Raw genomic sequence first — 22,436 nt, 5'->3', positions numbered from 1 at the left:
GCAATTGTCCGCCCGGGACGCCTAGCCGGAGATTGACCCATGAACAAGGCCCGCATCCGCTGGCATATCCTCGTGTTCCTTGCGCCAGCCGTCCTCGTCTATACAGCCGTGATGATCTTTCCGCTGTTCAACACGCTGCGCCTGGCGCTTTACACGCGGATCGAGCAGGAGCGGGTCTTTGCCGGGCTCGACAATTTCCGCACGCTGTTCTTTGACCCGATTTGGGCCGAGCAGTTCTGGAATGCGTTGGGCAACAACTTCTGGTTCTTCCTGGTCCACATGCTGGTGCAGAACCCTATCGGGATCGCTCTGGCCGCACTCCTGAGCCACCCGCGCCTGCGCTTTGCCGCGCTCTACCGCTCGGCCATCTTCATTCCCACGATCCTGTCTTTTGTGATCGTCGGCTTTGCCTGGAAGCTGATCCTGTCGCCGATCTGGGGCATCGCGCCCTCGATGTTGGACGCGGTGGGGCTGAAATCGCTTTTTGCACCCTGGTTGGGCAAGGAGGAATATGCGCTGACGACGCTGGCGCTGATCTCGGTCTGGCAGTTCGTGGGCATTCCGATGATGCTGATCTATGCCGCGCTTCTGACCATCCCCGAGGAGATCCTGGAGGCGGGTGAGGTCGACGGCATCACTGGCATGCCGGCTTTCTGGAAGATCAAGCTGCCGCTGATCCTGCCCTCGATCGGGATCATCTCGATCCTGACATTTGTGGGGAACTTCAACGCTTTCGACCTGATCTATGCGGCCCAAGGGGCGCTGGCGGGTCCCGATTTCTCGACCGATATTCTGGGCACCTTCATGTATCGCACGTTCTTTGGCTTCCAGCTTCAGCTTGGCGATCCGCATATGGGGTCGGCCATCGCAGGCGCCATGTTCGCGATCATTCTTTTGGGGGTGTGCATCTATCTCTTCGGCATCCAGACGCGGATGCGCCGCTATCAGCTTTGAGGACCCGGACATGAACAAGGCACGCTCAAATCCGCTCAATACGGTGATGATGCACGGGGCGCTCATCCTCTACACTCTGATCGCGCTGTTCCCCGTCTTTGTGATCCTGATCAACAGCTTCAAGACCCGAAAGGCGATCTTTCGCGAGCCGCTTGCACTGCCGGATGCGGACAGTTTTTCGACCATCGGCTATGAGACAGTGATGAAGCAGGGGGATTTCTTCCTCTACTTCCAGAACTCGATGGTCGTCACGGTGGCCTCGCTGTTCTTTGTGCTGCTTTTCGGCGCGATGGCGGCCTATGCGCTCAGCGAATACCGCTTTCGCGGCAACATGCTGATGGGGCTTTACCTGGCGCTTGGCATCATGATCCCGATCCGGATCGGGACGGTTGCGATCCTTGAAATGATGGTGGCCACCGGGCTGGTGAACACGCTCTGGGCCCTGATCCTGGTCTACACGGCACAGGGTCTGCCGCTGGCGGTTTTCATCCTGAGCGAGTTCATGCGGCAGGTCTCGGACGATCTGAAGAACGCGGGACGGATCGACGGGTTGAGCGAATACACGATTTTCTTCCGGCTCGTGCTGCCGCTGGTCCGCCCGGCGATGGCGACGGTCGCTGTCTTCAACATGATCCCGATCTGGAACGACCTGTGGTTCCCGCTGATCCTGGCCCCGGCCGAGGAAACCAAGACGCTGACGCTGGGCAGCCAGGTGTTCATCGGCCAGTTTGTGACCGATTGGAACGCGGTGCTGTCGGCTCTGTCGATGGCGATCCTGCCGGTGCTGATCCTCTATGTGATATTCTCGCGCCAACTGATCCGGGGCATCACATCGGGAGCGGTGAAATGACACGCGTGCTGATTGCAGGTCTGGGCAACATGGGGCTGAGCCATGCGCTGGCGCATCATGCCCACCCGGATGCCGAGATCGTGGCGCTGGTCAATCGCAGCGGGCGGGTCGATCATCCCGATCTGGGTTCCTATCCGGTCTTTGACGATTTCTCGACGGCGCTGGCCGAAACCGCGCCTGATCTGGCCGTGATCGCCACCTATACAGACACCCACGCCGATTACGCCATTGCCGCGATGGAGGCGGGGTGCCACGTATTCGTGGAAAAGCCGCTGGCCATGACGGTGGCCGAGGCAAGCCGGGTGGTCGAGTGTGCACAGCGGACCGACCGCAAACTGGTCGTCGGCTATATCCTGCGGCATCACCCGTCCTGGGTTCGCCTGATCGAAGAGGCGCGCGGTCTTGGCGGGCCTTATGTGTTTCGCCTGAACCTGAACCAGCAATCGACCGGCCCCGAATGGGAGACCCACAAGGCATTGATGCAAACCACCTCGCCCATCGTCGATTGCGGCGTGCATTATGTCGATGTCATGTGCCAGATCACCGATGCCGCGCCGGTGCGGGTGCATGGCATCGGCCTGCGCCTGTCCGAAGAGATTGCCCCGGACATGTACAACTACGGCCAGTTCCAGGTGACATTCGCCGACGGCTCTGTCGGCTGGTACGAGGCCGGTTGGGGCCCGATGATGTCGGAAACCGCGTTTTTTGTGAAGGATATCATCAGCCCGCGCGGCGCGGTCTCGATCACGGATGGCAACAAGGGCGCCTCCGCCGATATTGATGGCCACACCAAGGTCGGCGGCATCCTTGTCCATACGCCGGCCGGCGACCGCACCATCGAGATGCCCGATGAACCGGTTCATCAACAGCTTTGCGATGCCGAGCAGGCCTTCATGCTGCGCGCCATTGCCGAAGACATCGACCTGACCCGCCACATGAGCGACGCCGTAAACTCGCTCGCCATTTGCCTGGCCGCCGACGAAAGCATCCGCAGCGGCCAGACCATTTCGCTTGAGGAGATCCTGAAATGACCGCCTTGTCGCTGAAGAACGTGAACAAGTCCTTTGGGGATATCCATGTCCTGAAGGATATCAACATCGAAGTGGAAGAAGGCGAGTTCGTCGTCTTTGTCGGGCCATCGGGCTGCGGCAAGTCCACGCTGTTGCGGGTGATCGCGGGGCTGGAGGATGCGACCTCGGGCGAGATCCACATCGCGGGCAATCAGGTCAACCTGACGCCACCGTCCAAGCGCGGCATCGCCATGGTGTTCCAGAGCTATGCGCTCTACCCGCATCTCAACGTGCGGGGCAACATGACACTGGCCCTGAAACAGGAGGGTCAGTCGAAAGCGGTCATCGAGGAGCGGGTACAGAAAGCCGCGAACATGCTGGATCTGGGTCCCTATCTCGACCGGTACCCGTCCGAACTGAGCGGCGGTCAGCGTCAGCGGGTGGCCATCGGCCGGGCCATCGTGCGCGAGCCCAAGCTGTTTCTGTTCGACGAACCGCTGTCGAACCTCGATGCGGCGTTGCGCATGAACACGCGGATCGAGATCGCGAACCTGCACAGCCAGCTTGGCGCCTCGATGATCTATGTCACCCATGACCAGACCGAGGCGATGACGCTGGCCGACAAGATCGTTGTTCTGCGCGATGGCCGGGTCGAGCAGATCGGCAGCCCGATGGAGCTCTACAACAATCCCGCCAATCAGTTTGTCGCAGGCTTCCTCGGCTCGCCGTCGATGAACTTCTTTCCCGCCGAGCTTTTGGGTGCGGGCGAAGGCCGCACGATGGGTATCCGGCCCGAAGATCTGTTCATCGCCGATGATGGTCCGCTTTCTGTGCGGGTCCGCCATGTCGAGCATCTGGGCGGCGATACGAATGTCATCGCCCGTCTCGACGACCATCAGATCACCGCACGGCTTTTTGGCCAGCATCAGGTGGCCGAGGGCGAAAGCCTGCGCCTGGGGTTCAAGCCGGAAAACACCTATGCGTTTGACCGCGATGGACAGCGTTTGCAATAGCGTGTCGCGTTTACTGACAGGTGCGCGTCACGTATTGAAAGCGGCAGGAAGCCAAATGCTCGTCAGGTCGCTGTGCTCGGCACCCTGACCTCGGGCATCGCGCCGATCAGCATTCTGGCGTAGTCGCTGTTGGGGGCGTCGAAAATGTCGTCCGTGTCCCCCTCTTCGACCAGCTCGCCACGATAGATCAGCGCCACGCGGTCGCAGAGATAGCGAACGACGGCCAGATCGTGGCTGATGAAGAAATATGTCAGCCCAAGACGGTCCTGAAGATCGCAAAGCAGGTTCAGAACCTGCGCCTGTACCGACACGTCCAGCGCCGAGGTGGGTTCATCCAGCAGCAGAAGGTCCGGCCCCGAGGCCAGCGCGCGCGCAATGCAGATGCGCTGCCGCTGGCCGCCCGAGAATTCGTGCGGATAGCGGGTCAGGTGTTGCGTGCCCAGGCCGACCAGCGACAGCAATTCGGCGGCGCGATCCCGGCGCTGGCGGCGGTCGAGGCCCAGGGTTCTGTGATGCACCAGCATCGGCTCGGTCACGATATCCTGCACCGACATGCGCGGGTTGAGCGAGGCGTAAGGGTCCTGGAACACGATCTGAACCCGCGCCCGCAGGCGGCGCAGCTCGACCGCCGACATTTCCGCCAGGTTGCGCCCTTCGAAAAGGATGCGCCCGGATGTCGGGGTTTCCAGATGCAGGATCGAGCGGGTCAGCGTCGTCTTGCCGGATCCGCTTTCGCCCACCAGACCAAAGCTTTCGCCCTTGTTGACCGCGATCGACACATCCTTGAGCGCCTGCACCTCTGAGGTGTGGCCGAACAAGCTGCGCCTTGCGCCATAGATTTTCGAGACATTCTCGATCCGCAAGATGGGCTCAGACATGGGCGACCCCTTCGATTTCCTTTGCCCGGAGGCAGGCTGTCCAATGGTCGCGCCCGACAGCCACCGAGGGCGGCACCGCGCGAGTACAGTCGGGCTGCGCCAGCGGGCAGCGCGGCGAAAATCGGCATCCCGGTGGCGGGGCGATCAGGTTGGGTACCCTGCCCCCCAACCCGTTGAGCGATCCTCGGCGCGACTCCTTGGTGGGGATCGCCGCCATCAGGGCCCGGGTGTAGGGATGGGCCGGATCTTCGATGACCCGGGCGACCGGGCCGCTTTCCACGACGTTCCCGGCATACATCACGGCAACATGAGTGCAGGTCTGGGCCACCACGCCCAGATTATGCGTGATCAGGATCACGCCGATGTCATGATCGGCCACCGTGCCCTTGAGCAGCTTCAGGATCTGCGCCTGCACCGATACGTCAAGCGCGGTTTTCGGTTCGTCGGCAATCAGCAGATCGGGCCGCCCGATCAGCGCCATGGCGATCAGCACGCGCTGGCGCATCCCACCCGAGAATTCATGCGGGTAATTGTCGAGCCGGGTCTTGGCATCGGGAATACCCACCCGCCCGAGCATCTCGGCCGCCAGCCGCCGTGCGGCCCGCCGGCGCTCGCGGCGCCCGGCGTTTGCGGCGCAGTCCAGCACAGACGGATCGTGACTGGCAGCAGCAAGCGCTACGTCGACCAGCTGCTCGCCAACTCGGTAGACTGGGTTGAGATTGGTGGTCGGGTCCTGAAAGATCATGCCGATCCGCTTGCCGCGCAGGGCTTCGACGTCGCGCATCGGCAGGGTGAGGATATCGCTGCCTTCGAACAGGATCTCGCCCCGGGCATAGCGGGCCGGCGGTGACGGCACGAGGCGCGAGATCGACAGACCGGTCAGCGACTTGCCACAGCCGGATTCACCGACCAGCCCCCAGATCTCGCCGCGCCGGACCTCGAGGTCGATGCCATTGAGCACATGCGCCTCGCCATCAAAGCTTTTCATCGTCAGGTGCAGATCGCGGATCGACAGAAGCGCCCCGGCCATGTCAGCGCCTCGCTTTCGGATCAAGAATGTCGCGCAGGCCATCGCCAAGCAGGTTGAAGCCAAAGACCGCGAGGAACATCGCCATGCCGGGCGCCATCGCCGTCCACCAGTAATCGGGCATATAGGATCGCGACAGCGACAGCAGCGTGCCCCATTCCGGCGTCGGCGTGCGCACCCCGATGCCGATAAAGCCCAGGGCGGCGACGGTCAGGATGGCAAAACCCATGTCCAGCGACATCTTCACGATGATAGGCGAAAGGACGTTGGGCAGGATGTGGCGGAACAGGATGCGGCCCGGCCCCGCGCCAATGGCGCGCGCCGCGGTCACATAGACCTCTTCTCGCGCGGCCAGCACCTCGCCCCGGACCAGCCGCGCGTATCCCGGCCACCAGGACAGGGAAATCGCGATGACCATATTGGCAAAGCCCGGCCCCAGCGCCGCCGCCACGGCCATGGCCAGGATCAGCCCCGGAATGGTCAGCGTCAGGTCGGTCAACCGCATCAGGATCTCATCGGTCCAGCCGCCAACAAAACCGGCTATTGCCCCCACCAGCGTACCGATCGCCGATCCGATCAGGACAACGCCGAACCCGGCCAGCACCGACACGGTGGTTCCCGCCATGACCAGCGACAGCACATCCTGACCCAGTTCATTGGTCCCGAACGGGTGCGCCAAGGACGGCGCGTCGAACCGGTTGGCGGTATCGACACCGCCCGCGACATGCTCGGGGAACGGGGCCAGCAGACCGCCGAAGAGCGTGAAGAACAGTACAACCGCAACCATGCCCGCGCCGATCATCGACAGCCTGGACTGGCGAAAGCGGAACATCGCGCGGCGCAACCCGTCACCGCGTGGTCTGGCGGTATCGGCCGGGATGGGATCGGTGATCTGGGTCATGAGTAGCGCACCTTCGGGTTGATCACGCCGTAGAGCAGGTCGATGGCAAGGTTCGCCAGAACGAACAGCAACCCGATCACCAGCGCCACACCGATCACCGGCAGCATATCCTGCGAGATGATGGCCTTGGTGGCGTAAAGACCGAGCCCGGGCCAGTCGAACACTGTCTCGACCAACACCGTACCGCCCAGCAGCCAGCCGAAATAGAGACCGGTCACCGTCAGCGTGGCCGAGACCGCATTGCGTGCGACGTATTTCAGGATGATCTTGGCCTTTGGCAGGCCAAGCGCGCGCGCGGTGGTCACGTAATCCTGGCTCATCACTTCGATGGTCGAGGCACGCATCATCCGCATGATGGTGGCCAGAGGTGACAGCGACATGGCGATGGCAGGCATCGCCAGATGCCGCAGCGCGGTGGCAAAGGCGTTCATGTCTCCGGCCAGCAGCGAGTCGATGGTCAGGAAACCGGTCACGGTGGGCGGCGGAATCAGGATGATGGGAAATCGCCCTCCCAGGGGCAGCCACATGAGCCACATGGCAAAGCAGAGTTGCAGCAGGAGACCCAGAAAGAAGCGCGGCATCGAAATCGCGCCGATCGCCAGGATCTGGCTCAGGTAATCCGGCCAGCGATTGCGCCAGACGGCGGTGACAAGGCCCAGCGGGATCCCCACGATCACGGCGATGAACATCGCCGCAAAGACCAGTTCCAGCGTCGCCGGCAGATAGGCCGCGATGTCGGCGGCCACCGGTCGACGGGTCAACAGCGAGGTCCCCAGATCGCCCTGGACAAGTCCGGCCACATAATTGGCGTATTGCGTCCAGATCGGCTGATCCAGGCCAAACTCACGGGCCAGCGCCTCGATCTCGGCCTGGGTTGCGTTCGGCCCGGCAGCCAGCGCCACCGGATCGCCGGGAAGCAGCCGCGCGATGGCGAACATGATGACCGTCAGACCGATGACGACGGGAAAAAGCAGCACGATCCGTCGCAGGATGAAATAGAGCATCTGGGGCGCCTCTACCGTCGAGAAACGGTCGGGCGGCATCTCGCCGCCCGACGGTGTCGATTCAGCTCAGCGACAGCGGCCAGGCTTCGATCGCGTTCGACGCAACCGGGGTGAAGTTGTAGTTCTTCACGCTGTCCCGCAGACCAAGCCGGCGCTTTTCCAGCACTCCGAAGATATCGGGCGCATCCGCGACGACCATTTCCTGGAACGCCTGATAGATCGCCTTGCGCTTTTCCGGGTCGATCTCGGCCCGGCCTGCCTCGATCAGGGCATCGACCTCGGGATTGCTGTAAACCGCGTTCTGCCAGCCGCCATTGCGCGAGGAATGATAGGCGGCAAAGGCGATGTTGTCTGGATCGCCATAGTTCGCGGTCTGGTAGACCGGGAAGAGGTCAGGGAAGGTTTCCGGCGAAGCGCAGGCGGCCACCATATCCGGCCATTTCAACGGCTGGATTTCCAGGTCGATGTTGATCTGCTTGAGGCTGTCCAGCATGATCAGCGCCCAGCGTCGCTGTTGTTCCAGTCCCGACACATGCACCATCTTGAGCGTGATGCCCCCTTCGGGGGTAGCGGTCTTGGCCAGGTATTCCTTGGCCTTGTCCAGATCCATACGATAGACCCCAAGATCCGGGTTATGCCCCAGAATGCCGTCGGGCAGCGGCCCGGTCATCAGGTTGGCATAGCCCGCCGCGTCGACGATGGCCTGATAGTTGGTCGCATGGGAAATCGCCTTGCGCATGTTCGGGTCCGTCAGGGGGCCGTTCTTTGTATTCATCTTGATCGAGAAGGTGCGGTATTCCGGCTCCAGCACCCGCACCACGCCCGGCGCATCGGCCAGGCTGTCCATGTCCTCGCTGGTCAGGTCGACGGCGATATGCGCCTCGCCGCGCTGAAGCAGCAGACGCTGCGTCGCGGTTTCGCGCACGATCTGCCAGATCACCCCGCCAAGGTTGCCGCCCCCCGGTTGCCAGGCATCGGCCACACGGGCGAGGTGATACAGCGTTCCGACCTCGACCCGGGCGACCTGAAACGGTCCCGATCCGGCAGTGTTGGTAAGCAGCCAAGTCTGCCCCATATCCGCGCCCAGATTGGCCTCGACCACGGCTTTCTCGACGATGAAAATCCAGGGCAGCACTTGCAGAAAGGCGGCAAAAGGAGTCGCCAGCGTGAACTCCACCGTGGTGGCATCCAGCGCCTTGACGCCTTCCGCCGTCACGATATCACGGATCATCCAGGAATTGCCCTTGGCCAGGCTGAGGGCCCGCTGGAACGAATAGACCACGTCTTCGGAGGTGACAGGGGCACCGGAATGGAACCGGGCATTGCCGTTCAGCTTGAAGACATAGGTCTTGCCATCTTCGGACACCTCCCAGCTTTCGGCCAGGGCCGGGACCGCCTCGGGCGGATTGCCCGCCACACGCACGAGCGGATCGTAGACATTGCGCATGAAGAACGACGCGGAATAGCCGGTCGCGGTATGCGGGTCGAAATTCGGAATGTCCTGACCGGATGCGATGACCAGGATATTGCCGCTGCCTTGCGCGAACAGCGCACCAGGCAAGGTTGCGGTCGCAAGTCCAGCACCCGCCATGGCCAGGAGGCCGCGCCGGGAGATTGTCAGATGAGACGAGGTTTTCATGTGATCACTCCTTGTTGGGTCTGTCTTTTTTGGTCGAAAGTCACGTGCCGGACCGGCACGCGGTCTTGGCGTTCAGGCCCAGGCCTGGCTGGGCTGCTTCTCGGCCTCGGTGCCGGACGGAACCGTCGGTTGCCGATAGAACTGCGCGGCGTGTTCCGGTGTGATGAATCCCAGCGCCAGATCGCGGGCCACCGCGTCGGCGCTGCGTTCTGCCGGATCGCCGAATCCGGCCCCGCCACCCAGCACCAACTCGACGATTTCACCGGTGGACTTCAGGGAAACCAGCGCGCCGGTGCCGCAGTCGCGCAGGAGCCGCCCGTCGGTGCCTTGAACCAGGCCTCGCGCGCCGCCCCCCGGATGCCCGCCGAAGAGACCCGGGATCGGGTTGTCGACGCCTTCGGGATAGACCGAGACCAGCATCTCATGCCCGTCATCCTCGCGCTTGCGGAAGCGCACGATCTGCCCCAGCCCGCCGCGCTGCTTTCCCGCGCCCCCCGAGTCGGCCAGGAAGGATTTTTCTAGCACCAGAACCGGAACCCGGCTTTCCATCAGCTCGATCGAGGTGTTGGCCGCCGAGGTCGGCCAAAGCAGCGAGGAATGCCCATCCTTGCGCGCGGCGCCGCCCTGTCCGCCGCCCACGAACAGCATGTCGGAATAGAACGTGCCCTGATCGTCCTTGCCATAGATGTTGGCCGCCACGGCGAGACCGGTGAAGGACTGCACCTTGTCCGCCGCGGCACCTGAGAGGGCGGCGAAGATGTTCGGCGCAAGGTACCAGCCCGTCCGCGTCCGCAGGTTCACCGCCGCCGGATAGGTCGGGTTCAGGATCGAGCCCTCGGGCGCCTTTACCGTGAACGGACGATAGCACCCGGCATTGCCGCGCACCGAGGGTGTCAGCATACATTTCAGCGGATAGGTTGCATGCGCCGCCGTGTAGTTCAGCGTCGAGTTCAGCCCGCCCTGCGGCAGTTGCGGCGGCGCGCCGTCGAAATCCACGGTAATCGCATCGCCCTCGACTTTCACCAGCACTGGATAAGAGATCTTTTCGCCCAGCGGGTTGTTGGTGATGGTCGAGCGGTATTCGCCATCGGGTATGGCCCGCACCGCGTCGCGCATCGCCTTTTCCGACAGGCCCTGCACCACTTCGGCCAGCGCCCCCAGATCGTGCATCCCGTAGTCCGCCATGAAGGCGTCAAGCCGCTCCGCCCCCAGCTTGTTGGCCGCGACGAAGGAGAAGATGTCGCCCAGGACCTGGTCGCCGTTGCGCACGTTCTGGCGGATCAGTTGGATCAGCGTTTCGTTGGGTCTGCCCGCGTCAAACAGCTTCATCGGCGGGATTTGCAGCCCCTCTTCGTAGATCTCGCGCGCATGCAGCGAATCCTTGGTACCGCCGATGTCGGACACATGGCCCACTGTGCCCATCAGCCCGACCAGCCGACCGTCGCGAAACGCCGGGGTGACGATGGCGATGTCAAACAGATGTCCGGCGCAGAGCCATGGATCGTTGGTGATCAGAACATCGCCCGGTCTCAGCGTCTCGGCCGGATAGGCCCGCAGCAGCGCCTTGACCGCGCGGGGCAGCGTCAGGTTGAATACCGGCATGGCGCGCGGGCTGTGAGCCAGCGTCTCGCCATCCTTGTCCAGAAGCTCGCAGGCGAAATCCTGTGCCTCGGCGATCACCAGCGAAAATGCGGTGCGGCAGACGGTCAGCTACATCTCCTCGACCACGTTGACCATACGCGACCACATAATCTCCAGCCCGATCGGGTCGACCTCGATCCGCGCCACCGCCTCGGCGCGCGACATTTCCGGCGTCACGATGGCCATACGCGACCACATAATCTCCAGCCCGATCGGGTCGGCCTCGATCCGCGCCACCGCCTCGGCGCGCGACATTTCCGGCGTCACGATGGCCTCGGCCGCCCGGCTGGCCCCGAGCGTGACACAGAGGTTCAGGCCCGCGTCGATCTCTATCCGGTCGGACGGGCCGATGATCGTCGTCGACTCGCGTTCCTCGATGATCGCAGGCCCGTCGATCCGGTCGCCTGCCCGCAGGGCGTAGCGGTCATAGACCGTGGTCTCGAAATCGCCCTCGTCGAACCAGCAATGACGGCTGCCCTTGACCTTGCTGTCGGCGTCACCGCCATCGGCGGCCCCGGTCAGTTCCAGATCCGAGGTCGGACCGGCAACGCGGACACGAAAGTTCACCGCTTCGAACCTGGCGCCTTCGAACGGTTCGGCATAGCGCGCGGCATAGGCGCGGCGGAACGCCTCGCGGATCGCGGGCAGATCGCCCTCTTGCAGCGCGTGGCCGGGCAGTGGGACCGAGATGTCATGCATCTGCCCCACCAGCCGCATGTCGGCGCTGCGTTCGATCACAGCTTCGGCGCGCGCAACCCCGGCACGGTCGAGATGGCGCAGCCCTTCGTCTTCGAGCGATTGCAGCAAGGAGTTTACGGCATCGGCATCGAACCCCGCCGACAACTCGACCCGCATTGATCGCACATCCTCGAACGACAGCGGCGCCACGAGGAAGCCAAGCGCCGCGGCCGCGCCAGAGGCGGGCGGGATCAGGACCGAGGAAATCCCCATGACCCGCGCCACGTCGACCGCATGGGCCGGGCCGGCCCCGCCGAACCCAACCATCGCATAGTCGCGCGGATCCTTATATCCCAACACGAGATTGGCATCGGTCACCGTAGGCTGTACCCCGCCCCGACCATAACAGGCAGGCCCGGGATCAGACCCTGCCGAATGCGGCCCAACCTTGAGCAAGCCCACCTCTTCAATCGCGGCGATCGATCCGCCGCCCGCGCCGATCTCGATCATCTCGATCACCGGTGCCTTGATTGGCAGGCCCGACCCCTTGGTAAAACGATGCACCCGCGCGGCCTCCATCATCGGGGCCACCTCGGCGCGACCATCTTCGATCATGCAGGCCTTGGCCGTCGTACCGCCCATGTCGAAGGAAATCACATCCTTAAGCCCTGCCTTTTCGCCGAACAGCGCGGTGGCCAGGCCGCCGCCTGCCGGTCCGCTCTCCAGCAGGCGGATCGGGAAATCACGGGCGGTTTCCAGCGATACGAGCCCGCCCGCCGAATGCATCAGTCGCAGCGGACCTGCGAACCCCCTGCCCCGCAACTCCTGTTCCAGCCTGGTCAGGTAGCGGTGCATCAGCGGCTGAACAAAGGCGTTGGCACAGGTGGTCACGTTGCGCTGATACTCACCCATCTCGGCCACCACGTCCGAGGATACCGACACCGCCAGATCGGGGAATGCGGCGCGGACGATCCCGGCCGCGCGCTGTTCGTGATCGGGGTTGGCATAGGAATGCAGAAAGACGATGGCAATCGCCTCGCACCCCTGCGAGGCAAGCTGTTCGGCCGCCTGGCGCACGGCGGCCTCGTCCAGCGGGGTGGCAACCTTGCCGTCAGCGGTCATGCGCTCATCGACCTCAAGCCGCAGATCGCGGCTGACGATGGGATCGGGAAAGGCCACGAACAAGTCGTAGATGTCGTACCGCTGCTCGGTTCCCATTTCGAGGATATCGCGGAATCCGCGCGTAGTGATCAGCCCCACAGGCGCGCCCTTGCGCTCGATCACCGCATTGGTGACCAGGGTGGTTCCGTGCACGATCTCGGAGACATCCGCATGTCCGATCGACCGCAGCGCCAGCAACTCGTCCAACCCCTTCAGCGCCGCCTCGGACGGGTCATGTGGCGTTGTCAGACGTTTGTGCAGCGTGACCGAGGAGGTCTCGGCATCGTAAAGAACAAAATCGGTGAACGTCCCCCCGATATCGAAGCCGACGCGCCAGCGTGATTTGGGATGGGTCATGCGATGAATCCTTTCTCTGGTGCCAGCGGGTATGTGAATCCGGTGTCACCCAATTCGGCCGCGATCCGGGCGGCGCCCTTTGCCAGCGCGGCAAGCATGTCGTCGCGGTCCGCATTTTCGACAACCGCGTGGGGATAAACGATGCACAAGCTGACCGCTTCGGCGGTCGTCGGGTTGGCGACGGCGATGGCAATTGCATCGACCCCCGGCGTGGCCTCCTGGCTGGAATAGGCAAACCCCTGTTCGCGGATGACTGCGAGCCGCCGCAACAGGTGGGCCAGCCCGTCATGGCCTGCGTAAAGCTCGGCCACCTCTTCATCCGCCAGCCGCGCCAGCAAGGAACGCCCGGTGGCACTTTCCTCGGCCTTCAGCCGGCGGCCGACTGCCCCCATCACGCGCAGCGTGTTCGTGCCGGGGAAATCGGCGATCCCGGTCACCTCGCGCCCTTCGCGAAGCGAGACATAGCCGGTGTGCCCATAGCGTGCTGAAACCTCGGCCACGACCTCTGACGCGCGGCGGATCAGGCCCGAGGCATGCTTTAGGGCCGCCGCTACATCGAGCATCAGCCGCCCGGGGCGGTGGCGCCGGGTATTGCCAACAGTTTCCAGCATCCCCGCATCCCGCATCGCCTTCAGCAATCTCGAGGCGTTCGCCTTTGGGATCGACAGTTGTGTCGTGACCTCTGAAACGGTCAGGTCGGTGTGGCCCGCCGCAAAAAGTCTCAGGACATCGGCTGCATTGTTCAAAATCGTCATTGATATTTGTTCCATTTTATGGAACTTTTGTTCCGTTATATGAAACTAAATTCGAAGCTCACGTCAGGTCAAGAAGTTTTGCGAGCCGACGCTCGGATCAAAAGGCAACGTCCGGCACGAGCCGAGGCAACTGTAGGGAATGTTTAAAGAATTGAACGAAAGAGGTTCCTTCGGTTTCACCGCCGTTTGGAACCAGATTGCGGTTGAAACCGCCTGTGCCCACTGACCGGATCGAATCAGAGACGGCTCGTTCGGTCGGTCGGTCTCGATGCTTGTCCTGTCCCAGACCTCTGCCCGAATGTACCAAAGCCGAGGGTCATCCCCGATGCGACCGGTATCCCGATCAGGGCCTCAACGGGTGTCATCGACCAACAACCTCTCACCGACACCCAAGGTACAGGGCGGTCGCAGAGAAGCTCATCATGCGGGGCGCTGCCTGGGGCGGATCGGACGGGGTGGACCGGGTTTCTTTACGATCAGGGAATGCACGCGTGTCTTCCGCAACACCCCCTGTGAGGCGAAACGCGTCCCGCAACGGGTGTTCACCCTGTCGCACCTTTGCCGCTCTTTGACCTAGAGAACGAGGCCGTAGACCAGGACCCAGACAGTCAGCAGACAGGCGGTGACAATGAAATATCCTCCATTCCACTTCAACCCGACATGCAGTGCGCTGACGTTTCCGAAAGCCCCGATCAAAAGGGTTGTCGCGGTAAAGGGTGACGTTGCCCCGCTCAGCGCCCAGCCGGACGCAATGGCGATCACCAGTGCGGATGGCGCTATTCCAAGGGTTTCGGGCGCCGGGAGGAGCGGGGCGATCAGCGTAACCGCAAGTATGGGGTTCATGCCGATCTGCCCGAAAAGCGGTATGATCCACACCAGCGACGCCAGCACGAGCCACGGTGGCAACGCCTCCGCATCAAACCCGGCGGCCATCACAATCGGTTGCAGCAAGGGCGCTCCGACTGTTCCGATGTAACCCGCCATCATCAGCAGAACGAGCTCTCCCCGGTAGGCGGGCAGTTCCTCGCCAAGAAAACGCCGTACGCGTAGGGGCAAAGAGGTCTCGGCGCCCGAGCCGGAGTGCTGGAGGATCGCCCAAACGATCGCGATTGCGGGAACGACGAGCATCACCACACCAACAACGCGGATATCCAGCCAGAAATGGAACCCCAATACCGTCATCGCAAGCAATACAAGCAGAACGAACAATGGCGAAAGAAGCGCCCAGGATCCTTCGACAGGCATGCGTCGGGGCGGATTTGCAAGCCTTGGCTTGAAGATGCTGTCCATTGCCCAACCCGTCAAAAGGATGATCGCGGCAGACCCCAGACCCGGCAACACGGACCCCGCCCACGAAGCGCCGGGAACGACCGCTGTCGTAATTGCCATCGCAAAGGCCAAAGGTGACCAGGGCAGCGAAGAGATGAACCCGCGCTGGATCGCAAGCAGCATCCGACGCGACCGAAGCGACCGGATCAGCAGGTCGGTCTCTGATCGCGCGGATTGCGAGGCGAGACTGCCAAGAAGGGAGATGGATCCGTAGTTGATCAGCAACGCGAACAGGTGACCGCCTACCGTCAGCGCGGCGTATCTGCGGCCGGGTGGTTGGCTGGCAAGGAACTTGCCCGTCCTTTGCAGTGAAGGAGAGGTTTCAGCCACGTTTCGCAAAGTGGACAGCGCCGTGAAAAATGCCGCGATGAACGCCGCCTTGTCCAGACCATCGAGCGACAGACTCAGCCAATCCTCGCCAGCGGCCGCAAGCCACACCGAAAGCGCCATCCCAGCGACGAGAAAGGCCTTGCGCGCTGCGCGCACACGCAGACCGAGCAGAAGCAGGATGACAAATGCGAGGCCCTCGATCAGCAGCGGCGGCACATCCGCCCCCCATTCACGAAGACCGAAGGCGAGCGTCAGAAAGACCAGCAACCCCGCGGCCGCGCGGTCGAATGTTCGTGAAATCATCATGGGGCAATGTACCTGCCGGGGGTGCAAGCGCGACTTTGTCCAGTCTAACTGCTTTTTCCACCGCGCCAAGCCAGAAGCGGTTTGCCCTGGATCGGTTCCAGACGTGGGAGGGGGTGAGAGAGCGTCCTCGCACAGGGCGAACTGGCTGATACTTGTCGACGACGATTTGCTTGCCCCACGCCCGGCCAGGGTTTTCAAACTGACCCACGCATGTCTGAGCAAAAAGTCTGTTGAGCATGACTTCAGAAGCCTCGACCACGATACTCCAGTCCGGGCAGCGATCCATTCAACGGCCGAAACAAGTCACAAGGTTTGACTCGCAAAGGCTCCATGGGTCAATTTGTAACCGGGTTGGAAGAGGGGCCGTTGCATGGATTGCCATTCGAACCACAGCGTTTTTCTGCGTGCTGACGGGTCGTTGGCCTGTTGGGATGATGCTGGAAGCAGGCTGACACTCAAACCCTTCGACCCTGACACGGACTGTTCCAGGGATGTTGTTTTTGGCCCCGTTTTCAATGACATTCGGACCAAACTCGCCCGAGAGGAAATGCCATCTCCGGACTATTGCCGCGATTGCCTGATCCTGGCCAGCGGCGCCTGTTTCAACCCCGAATGGCAAAACCGCAAGGAGTTGCTGATCTTTCAGGTGGAGCCGTCCATCGCCTGTACGCTCGAATGCCCCGGTTGCATGACCTTTGCCGAACGACGAGTGCGTCACGGCCGCGCCGGGCACCTCGATATTGCGATCTTTGAAAAGTACCTGGCCGATTTCAAGGCGGACGGGGTTTCGATCCGGACGATTGACTTTCAAGGGCATGGTGAACCCCTGCTCAACCGCAATGTCTGGAAGATGGCGGGCCTGGCGAAATCCTACTTCCCGGATGCCAATATCTCGATGTGCACGAACGGTCACGGGATATACGATCCCACACAGGTGCATTCGGGTATAGATGAGGTCATGTTCGCCATCGACGGAGTCGACCAGCAGAGTTTCGAAACTTACCGCGTGCGGGGGAAATTCGACCGGGCCTATGAGTTCATGAAGTCCTTTTGCCAAGGCGTCATTGCCGAGGGCCGGCCGATCAGGACCATTTGGAAATACATCCTGTTCGACTGCAACAACAGCCCCGAGCAGTTGATCAGGGCCCAGCAACTGGCTGCGGAAGCAGGGGTTCAGGAGCTGTTGTTTATCAATACCCAGCTTGGCCTGAAATCCTCGAAGGTCTTTGCCCTTGCCGATATTCCCAAGGCCGACACCGGCGTGAAACTGCGGATATCGGATTACCTGTCGAACTTCCACGACACCCTGCACAGCATCGACAGGGCCAGGTCTGCCCTGATGCGGCGCGACTCTGCGGCGGCAGCGCAGCTGTTGTTTGCGACGAACATGATCCGCCGCAGGTTCGAATGTATCGAGCAGAGCGACAACATTCCTCGGGACTATCAGGCGCTCATCCATGAAATCCTGGACCTGGCAGGGTATGAAGGGATCGACACCGCGACAAGAGACGCGGTGCGGAGCGGATTGCACGCCGTGAGAGACAAGCTCGACCTCGACATCCACGCAGCCAAGGACATGTTGATCGGATGGAAAACGGAGGAGATCGCGCGCCTGGCAACCCGGATCGGCCGCCGCCCCAGGCGTGGTCCGGTGAGGCTGGCCAGGTCGCTGGTGGAAACCGGGCTTCGCACGTTTGAGCGCAAGTCGGACAGGCGTCTGCTGGAGGCGAGAAACCTGATTATCTGGTGGAAGTCGAAAGAAGTGATCCGGCTGGCGGCCCGACTTGACCGAACGCCCCAGCCAGACGTTTCGGTCATGTGAGCGGTAGTTCACGCGAAACCCGCCTGACGTCGCGGCGGTGATGTGCAACCATTTTGCATGAGCAGAATCAGCCTCGAACAGATCCGTGCCTTCCTTCAGGTCGTGCGATTGGGTGGCGTCGGCAAGGCGGCCGAGGGCATGAACCTGACGCAACCCGCCGTGACCGCGCGGATCCGCAACCTTGAACAGGCGGTGGGGGCCGAATTGTTCGACCGGACCGGCGGCGGCTTGCGACTGACCAAGCGCGGCGAGATGCTGGTCAGCCATGCCGAGCGGTTCGAGCACCTCTATGGCCTGCTGGAGCGCGACGTCATCGCGCCCGAGAGCATCGAGGGGCGGCTGAGGCTGGGTGTCTCGGAAACGGTTGCGCAATGCTGGCTTGCCGAACTGGTCGCCCGGCTGCACGCGGTCTATCCCCGGCTGGAAATCGAGTTCAACGTCGACATCTCGATCAATCTGCGCAATGCGCTTCTGAACCACGCGCTCGATCTGGCGATCCTGCTGGGGCCGGTCTCCGAATACTCGGTCGAGAATGTCGAGTTGCCGGGTTTCGACCTGGCCTGGTACGTGTCCAGCAAGGCCGAACATTGCGACGATCCTTCGCTGTATCTGCGCCGCCCGATCCTGGCCTATGCCCGCCACACCCGCCCGTTCCGCGAGCTGCGCGAGATGCTGTTCGAAAGGATCGGTCCGGACGTGTCGATGTTCCCCTCGTCGTCACTCTCCACCTGTTTCCGGCTGGTCGAGGACAACCTGGGCGTTGCCGCCCTGCCCCGGGCGTTGGGGCGCGAATATGTCGAGACAGGCCGCATCCGCGAATTCAATCCCGGCTGGGTGCCGCCGCCCTTGCGGTTTACCGCCTCTTACCTGGCCGAGCCCAAAAGCAACATGGTCGAAACAGCTGCCAGATTGGCACAAGAGGTGGCAGAGCGCTTCGCCTTTGCATAAATTTTTTTTATTCTTTTTGGCCAAAATTTTGAATTTGCCGCTATGGGCGAGATTTGCCACCCTTTGACAAAGGGAGGCGGCACGGTGACCACAGACCACGAAAGACTGCGACGCGCAGACATATCCGAGGTGAGGGGCGAGATCCGCACAGGCCGCTATCGCGCCCATACGGCCGGGCTAGGGCTGGGATTTCTGCAAACCAACCTCGCCATTCTGCCTGCGGCGTTTGCCTTGGATTTCATGCGCTACTGCCAACGCAATCCCAAACCTTGCCCGCTTGTCGGTGTCTCGGACACCGGCAACCCGCTGATGTTTACGTTGGGGCGCGATATCGACATCCGCACCGACGTGCCTGCCTATAACATCTACCGCGAGGGTCGTCTGGATCACAGCACACCGAGCATCGAAGACATCTGGCGCACGGACATGGTGGCCTTTGCGCTCGGCTGTTCCTTTACCTTCGAACGGGCGCTCATCGAGGCGGGAATCCCGGTCTGGCATATCGACAATGACAGGACCGTGCCGATGTTCCGCTCGAACATCGACACGGTTCCCGCCGGTCCGTTCAGCGGCAAGATGGTGGTCAGCATGCGCGGCATAGCCGCCGACAGGGTCACCGACGCCATCGAAATCTCGAGCCGCTATCCGTTGGCGCATGGCGCACCGGTTCATGTCGGAGACCCGGGCGCGATCGGCATATCGGACGTCGCGCGGCCCGATTGGGGCGGCCCGGCCCCTATTGGCGAGGGGCAGGTGCCTGTGTTCTGGGCTTGCGGGGTCACCCCCCAGGTCGCGATCGAGAAGGCCGCCATACCGCTCTGTATCACGCACAAACCCGGCCACATGCTGATCACCGACATTCCGGAAGATGCCGAGGTTCCGGTACTTCGTCCAACCTCTTGAGCTAAAACCGATGATAACCAAGAACAACATGGAGACACTGATGAAAAAGACACTCACATTCCTGGCCGCAACCACGATGCTGGCGGCACCCGCCCTGGCCGAGGATCTTTCGGTTGTCGGCAGCTGGTCCGGCCTGCCACTGCACAAGCAGTTCGAGGCGCCATTCTGGAACGAGACGCTGCCCGCCGCGTCCGGCGGAAAGATCAATGTGGCTCTGACCACCCATAACCAGATGAACCTGGGCGTCGGCGACGTGTTCCGCCTGCTGGGCGATGGTGTCTATGACGTGGCGATGACCGTGGCCGACTACGCCGTGGCGGACGCGCCGGAACTGGAAGGGCTGGATGTGCCGCTGCTGGCGTTGACGGCCGACGAGGCGCGCGCCATGGTCGATGCCGCGCGCCCGATGGTCGAGGACATCTATAACGCCCGCTTCAACAGCCATGTCCTGGCCATCGCGCCCTATCCACCGCAGGTGGTGTTCTGCAACGCCGAGATCAACGGTCTGGACGATCTCAAGGGCAAGAAGGTGCGCGGATCGGGCCGGATGACCACCCTGTTCCTTGAGGCACTTGGCGCCGAAGGGGTGAACGTCAGCTTCTCCGAAGTGCCCGGTGCCTTGCAGAAAGGTGTCGTCGACTGCGCAATTACCGGCGCCGGGTCAGGCTACTCCGCCGGATGGTGGGAGGTCTCGACCCATCTGCTGCCGATCCCGCTGGGGGGCTGGGACAGCGTCGTGACCGCGATCAACCTCGACAAGTGGAACAGCCTGGGCGCCGACATGCAGGAGCTGATCGCAGCACAGGTCGCCAGCGAGTTCGAGGCGCCGGCCTGGGCTGATGCGCAGGGCGCGCTAGACAATGACATCGCCTGCCTGACCGGCAATGGCGAATGCGCCTCGGGCGACAAACGCGGCATGACTCTGGTAGAGGTATCGGATGCCGATTTCGCCAAGGCGCGCGAGGTGCTGGTGTCCAAGGTCCTGCCGGACTGGGCCGAACGCGCAGGCGGCGACTGGGCCGCGCGCTGGAACGCATCGGTCGGTGAGACCGTCGGCGTGAAGATCGGCGGCTGACCCGAACCCAGAGGAGGACCCCCTCATGGCACTGACCCTGCTTTCAGGTCTTAGACGGCTCAACCGCACGATCGCGATCCTGGTCGGCGTTTTGCTCTTGGCCTGCGTGGTCTTTGTGCTGGCAGATATCGTGCTGCGGCAAATGGGGTCCTCGCTGGGGGGGACGGATGAAATCAGCGGCTATGTAATGGCCATCGCAACGTCCTGGGGCATGGCCTTTACCCTGATCGAGCTGGGCCATGTTCGCATCGACATCCTGCGCGGGCGCGCCACCGGGGGCGTCCGTGCCCTGTTCGACCTGACCGCGATGCTGGCGCTGGCCGTCACCGTGACGCTGATCGCGGTGCGCGGCTGGCCGGTACTGTCGCGGTCGCTTGCCAATTCCTCGCGCGCGAACACGCCGCTGGAAACACCGCTGGCGCTGGTTCAGGCGCCGTGGCTGGCAGGTTGGATCTGGTTTGCGCTGGTGTCCTGGCTGACCTTCGTTGCCGCGCTGACATTGATCGCGCGCCGCGATTTCGCCGCCTCCGAGGCGGCGATCGGTACCTTTGGCGAACTGGATGCGCTGAAATGATCGGATATCTGACACTGGGCCTTCTGGGTCTTCTGAGCCTGTCGATCCCCGTCGGTATCGTCCTGTTCCTGCTTGGCTTCGGGATCGACGCGTTCTTCAGCCCGTTTCCCCTGACCAGGGGATTGGGCAACCTGGTCTGGTCGACCTCGAACAACGCGACCCTGATCGCCATTCCGTTCTTTGTGCTGCTGGGAGAAATCCTTGTCCGGTCCGGGCTGGCCACCCGAACCTATGCCGCGCTCGATCGCTGGGTCAGCTGGCTGCCCGGTGGTCTCGTCCATGCAAACATCGCAACCTCGACCATGTTCTCGGCCACTTCCGGTTCGTCGGTCGCGACCGCCGCCACCGTGGCCACCGTTGCGATGCCGCAGGCTGAGAAGCTGGGATACGACCCCAAGCTGTTCTCGGGCGCGATCGCTGCGGGCGGCACGCTGGGCATCATGATCCCGCCCTCGATCAACCTGATCGTCTATGGCTTCCTGACGCAGACTTCGATCCCGCGCCTGTTCCTGGCGGGTCTGCTGCCCGGTATCGCGCTGGCGCTGGGCTTCGTTCTGGTCACGGCGCTGATCTGCGCGATCCGCCCCAGTTTGGGTGGCCAGCGCCGGGTGTTCACCCTCTCCGAGATGATCCGCGCGCTGGCCGAGCTGATCCCGATCATCCTGCTCTTCACGATGATCATCGGCACCATCTACAAAGGCTGGGCCACCCCGACCGAGGCCGCTGCCGTCGGCGTTGCCGGTGCGCTGGTGATTGCGGCCATCTTTGGCGGGATCAGCTTTTCGATGCTGGGCGAGGCGATCCTGGGCACGGTCAAGATCACCTCGATGATCATGCTGGTGGTGATCGGCGCCTCGTTTCTGAACTTCACCCTCGCTTCGGCCGGGATCGGGCGCGAGCTACAAGACTTCCTGGGCGGGCTCGGCCTTTCGCCGCTGGCCTTCATGATGGTGATCGTGGTGATCTATATCGTGCTTGGCTTCTTCATCGAGACCCTGTCACTGATGGTGGTGACCATCCCGATCATCGTGCCGCTGGTGATCGAACAGGGGTATGACCCGATCTGGTTCGGCATCCTGATGATCGTCCTGATCGAGATGGCGCTGATCACACCGCCTGTGGGGCTGAACCTTTACGTGGTGCAAGGCGCGCGCAAATCCGGCACGATGAGCGAGGTGATGCTGGGCACCCTGCCCTATATCGCAGCGATGCTGGCGATGGTGGTGGCGTTGATCGCCTTTCCGCAGATCGCGCTTTACCTGCCCGACGCGCTGCAATGAC

General features: G+C 62.6%; 19 protein-coding genes. 10 read left to right on the top strand and 9 right to left on the bottom strand.

Annotation, left to right across the window (positions count from 1 at the left end):
- The first annotated feature begins 39 nt into the window (after window positions 1-39).
- From G0P99_RS23345 to G0P99_RS23330, 4 genes are read left to right on the top strand one after another with little or no spacing between them, the layout of a single operon-like run.
- Window positions 40-954 carry a carbohydrate ABC transporter permease gene (locus G0P99_RS23345; RefSeq protein ID WP_164132893.1) on the top strand — a complete coding sequence of 305 codons (915 nt, stop codon included), beginning with the start codon at window positions 40-42 and terminating at the stop codon, window positions 952-954.
- 10 nt (window positions 955-964) lie between these two features.
- Window positions 965-1,804 carry a carbohydrate ABC transporter permease gene (locus G0P99_RS23340; RefSeq protein WP_164132892.1) on the top strand — a complete coding sequence of 280 codons (840 nt, stop codon included), beginning with the start codon at window positions 965-967 and terminating at the stop codon, window positions 1,802-1,804.
- Complete coding sequence (locus G0P99_RS23335) at window positions 1,801-2,835, top strand: Gfo/Idh/MocA family protein (protein ID WP_164132891.1); 1,035 nt, start codon at window positions 1,801-1,803, stop codon at window positions 2,833-2,835. The genes G0P99_RS23340 and G0P99_RS23335 overlap by 4 nt, the downstream gene beginning before the upstream one ends.
- Window positions 2,832-3,827, top strand: a complete 996-nt coding sequence (locus G0P99_RS23330; protein ID WP_164132890.1) for an ABC transporter ATP-binding protein — start codon at window positions 2,832-2,834, stop codon at window positions 3,825-3,827. The genes G0P99_RS23335 and G0P99_RS23330 overlap by 4 nt, the downstream gene beginning before the upstream one ends.
- A 62-nt stretch (window positions 3,828-3,889) precedes the next feature.
- Here G0P99_RS23330 and G0P99_RS23325 read toward each other — a convergent pair whose 3' ends face one another.
- The 9 genes from G0P99_RS23325 to G0P99_RS23290 form a co-directional block, all read right to left on the bottom strand.
- Window positions 3,890-4,705 carry an ATP-binding cassette domain-containing protein gene (locus tag G0P99_RS23325; protein WP_164132889.1) on the bottom strand — a complete coding sequence of 272 codons (816 nt, stop codon included), beginning with the start codon at window positions 4,703-4,705 and terminating at the stop codon, window positions 3,890-3,892.
- The gene (locus G0P99_RS23320; RefSeq protein ID WP_164132888.1) at window positions 4,698-5,735 is read right to left on the bottom strand and encodes an ABC transporter ATP-binding protein; all 1,038 of its coding nucleotides are present in this window, start codon (window positions 5,733-5,735) and stop codon (window positions 4,698-4,700) included. Before G0P99_RS23320 ends, G0P99_RS23325 begins: the two co-directional genes overlap by 8 nt.
- A gap of 1 nt (window position 5,736) precedes the next feature.
- Window positions 5,737-6,633: an ABC transporter permease gene (locus G0P99_RS23315; RefSeq protein WP_164132887.1), complete on the bottom strand. Its 897-nt coding sequence runs from the start codon at window positions 6,631-6,633 to the stop codon at window positions 5,737-5,739.
- Entirely contained in the window at window positions 6,630-7,676 is a 1,047-nt protein-coding gene (locus tag G0P99_RS23310; protein WP_239059919.1) for an ABC transporter permease, read from the bottom strand. The genes G0P99_RS23315 and G0P99_RS23310 overlap by 4 nt, the downstream gene beginning before the upstream one ends.
- Before the next feature lie 22 nt (window positions 7,677-7,698).
- Complete coding sequence (locus G0P99_RS23305) at window positions 7,699-9,276, bottom strand: ABC transporter substrate-binding protein (RefSeq protein WP_164132886.1); 1,578 nt, start codon at window positions 9,274-9,276, stop codon at window positions 7,699-7,701.
- A 72-nt stretch (window positions 9,277-9,348) separates the two neighbouring features.
- Window positions 9,349-10,986 carry a hydantoinase B/oxoprolinase family protein gene (locus G0P99_RS24610; RefSeq protein ID WP_255455813.1) on the bottom strand — a complete coding sequence of 546 codons (1,638 nt, stop codon included), beginning with the start codon at window positions 10,984-10,986 and terminating at the stop codon, window positions 9,349-9,351.
- Window positions 10,987-13,113: a hydantoinase/oxoprolinase family protein gene (locus tag G0P99_RS24605; RefSeq protein ID WP_203583230.1), complete on the bottom strand. Its 2,127-nt coding sequence runs from the start codon at window positions 13,111-13,113 to the stop codon at window positions 10,987-10,989.
- Entirely contained in the window at window positions 13,110-13,868 is a 759-nt protein-coding gene (locus tag G0P99_RS23295; RefSeq protein WP_164132885.1) for an IclR family transcriptional regulator, read from the bottom strand. The genes G0P99_RS24605 and G0P99_RS23295 overlap by 4 nt, the downstream gene beginning before the upstream one ends.
- A 573-nt stretch (window positions 13,869-14,441) precedes the next feature.
- Entirely contained in the window at window positions 14,442-15,794 is a 1,353-nt protein-coding gene (locus G0P99_RS23290; protein WP_239059918.1) for a hypothetical protein, read from the bottom strand.
- A 586-nt stretch (window positions 15,795-16,380) separates the two neighbouring features.
- On the opposite strand from G0P99_RS23290, the gene G0P99_RS23285 reads away from it, so the two are divergent.
- The 6 genes from G0P99_RS23285 to G0P99_RS23260 all read left to right on the top strand — a co-directional run bounded on the left by G0P99_RS23285 (window position 16,381) and on the right by G0P99_RS23260 (window position 22,435).
- Window positions 16,381-17,655: a radical SAM protein gene (locus G0P99_RS23285; RefSeq protein ID WP_164132884.1), complete on the top strand. Its 1,275-nt coding sequence runs from the start codon at window positions 16,381-16,383 to the stop codon at window positions 17,653-17,655.
- 57 nt (window positions 17,656-17,712) lie between these two features.
- Window positions 17,713-18,603 carry a LysR family transcriptional regulator gene (locus G0P99_RS23280; protein ID WP_164132883.1) on the top strand — a complete coding sequence of 297 codons (891 nt, stop codon included), beginning with the start codon at window positions 17,713-17,715 and terminating at the stop codon, window positions 18,601-18,603.
- Between the two features lie 84 nt (window positions 18,604-18,687).
- Window positions 18,688-19,506, top strand: coding sequence for a putative hydro-lyase (locus G0P99_RS23275; RefSeq protein WP_370462871.1), 819 nt, complete (start codon window positions 18,688-18,690; stop codon window positions 19,504-19,506).
- A gap of 40 nt (window positions 19,507-19,546) precedes the next feature.
- Window positions 19,547-20,581 carry a TRAP transporter substrate-binding protein gene (locus tag G0P99_RS23270; protein WP_164132881.1) on the top strand — a complete coding sequence of 345 codons (1,035 nt, stop codon included), beginning with the start codon at window positions 19,547-19,549 and terminating at the stop codon, window positions 20,579-20,581.
- Window positions 20,582-20,606: 25 nt separating this feature from the next.
- Window positions 20,607-21,155, top strand: coding sequence for a TRAP transporter small permease subunit (locus tag G0P99_RS23265; protein WP_164132880.1), 549 nt, complete (start codon window positions 20,607-20,609; stop codon window positions 21,153-21,155).
- Entirely contained in the window at window positions 21,152-22,435 is a 1,284-nt protein-coding gene (locus tag G0P99_RS23260) for a TRAP transporter large permease (RefSeq protein ID WP_164132879.1), read from the top strand. The genes G0P99_RS23265 and G0P99_RS23260 overlap by 4 nt, the downstream gene beginning before the upstream one ends.
- Window position 22,436: the final 1 nt, after the last annotated feature.

It is taken from the genome of Ruegeria sp. PrR005 (assembly GCF_010500245.1).
GTDB lineage: Bacteria > Pseudomonadota > Alphaproteobacteria > Rhodobacterales > Rhodobacteraceae > Ruegeria_B > Ruegeria_B marisflavi.
This window is presented reverse-complemented; position numbering and strand designations above follow the sequence as displayed.

Bases quoted from the DNA above. Each gene is read 5' to 3' on its own strand.
- G0P99_RS23345 (WP_164132893.1), top strand. From the start codon at position 40: ATGAACAAGGCCCGCATCCGCTGGCATATCCTCGTGTTCCTTGCGCCA.
- G0P99_RS23340 (WP_164132892.1), top strand. From the start codon at position 965: ATGAACAAGGCACGCTCAAATCCGCTCAATACGGTGATGATGCACGGG.
- G0P99_RS23335 (WP_164132891.1), top strand. From the start codon at position 1,801: ATGACACGCGTGCTGATTGCAGGTCTGGGCAACATGGGGCTGAGCCAT.
- G0P99_RS23330 (WP_164132890.1), top strand. From the start codon at position 2,832: ATGACCGCCTTGTCGCTGAAGAACGTGAACAAGTCCTTTGGGGATATC.
- G0P99_RS23325 (WP_164132889.1), bottom strand. From the start codon at position 4,705: ATGTCTGAGCCCATCTTGCGGATCGAGAATGTCTCGAAAATCTATGGC.
- G0P99_RS23320 (WP_164132888.1), bottom strand. From the start codon at position 5,735: ATGGCCGGGGCGCTTCTGTCGATCCGCGATCTGCACCTGACGATGAAA.
- G0P99_RS23315 (WP_164132887.1), bottom strand. From the start codon at position 6,633: ATGACCCAGATCACCGATCCCATCCCGGCCGATACCGCCAGACCACGC.
- G0P99_RS23310 (WP_239059919.1), bottom strand. From the start codon at position 7,676: ATGCCGCCCGACCGTTTCTCGACGGTAGAGGCGCCCCAGATGCTCTAT.
- G0P99_RS23305 (WP_164132886.1), bottom strand. From the start codon at position 9,276: ATGAAAACCTCGTCTCATCTGACAATCTCCCGGCGCGGCCTCCTGGCC.
- G0P99_RS24605 (WP_203583230.1), bottom strand. From the start codon at position 13,113: ATGACCCATCCCAAATCACGCTGGCGCGTCGGCTTCGATATCGGGGGG.
- G0P99_RS23295 (WP_164132885.1), bottom strand. From the start codon at position 13,868: ATGACGATTTTGAACAATGCAGCCGATGTCCTGAGACTTTTTGCGGCG.
- G0P99_RS23285 (WP_164132884.1), top strand. From the start codon at position 16,381: ATGCCATCTCCGGACTATTGCCGCGATTGCCTGATCCTGGCCAGCGGC.
- G0P99_RS23280 (WP_164132883.1), top strand. From the start codon at position 17,713: ATGAGCAGAATCAGCCTCGAACAGATCCGTGCCTTCCTTCAGGTCGTG.
- G0P99_RS23270 (WP_164132881.1), top strand. From the start codon at position 19,547: ATGAAAAAGACACTCACATTCCTGGCCGCAACCACGATGCTGGCGGCA.
- G0P99_RS23265 (WP_164132880.1), top strand. From the start codon at position 20,607: ATGGCACTGACCCTGCTTTCAGGTCTTAGACGGCTCAACCGCACGATC.
- G0P99_RS23260 (WP_164132879.1), top strand. From the start codon at position 21,152: ATGATCGGATATCTGACACTGGGCCTTCTGGGTCTTCTGAGCCTGTCG.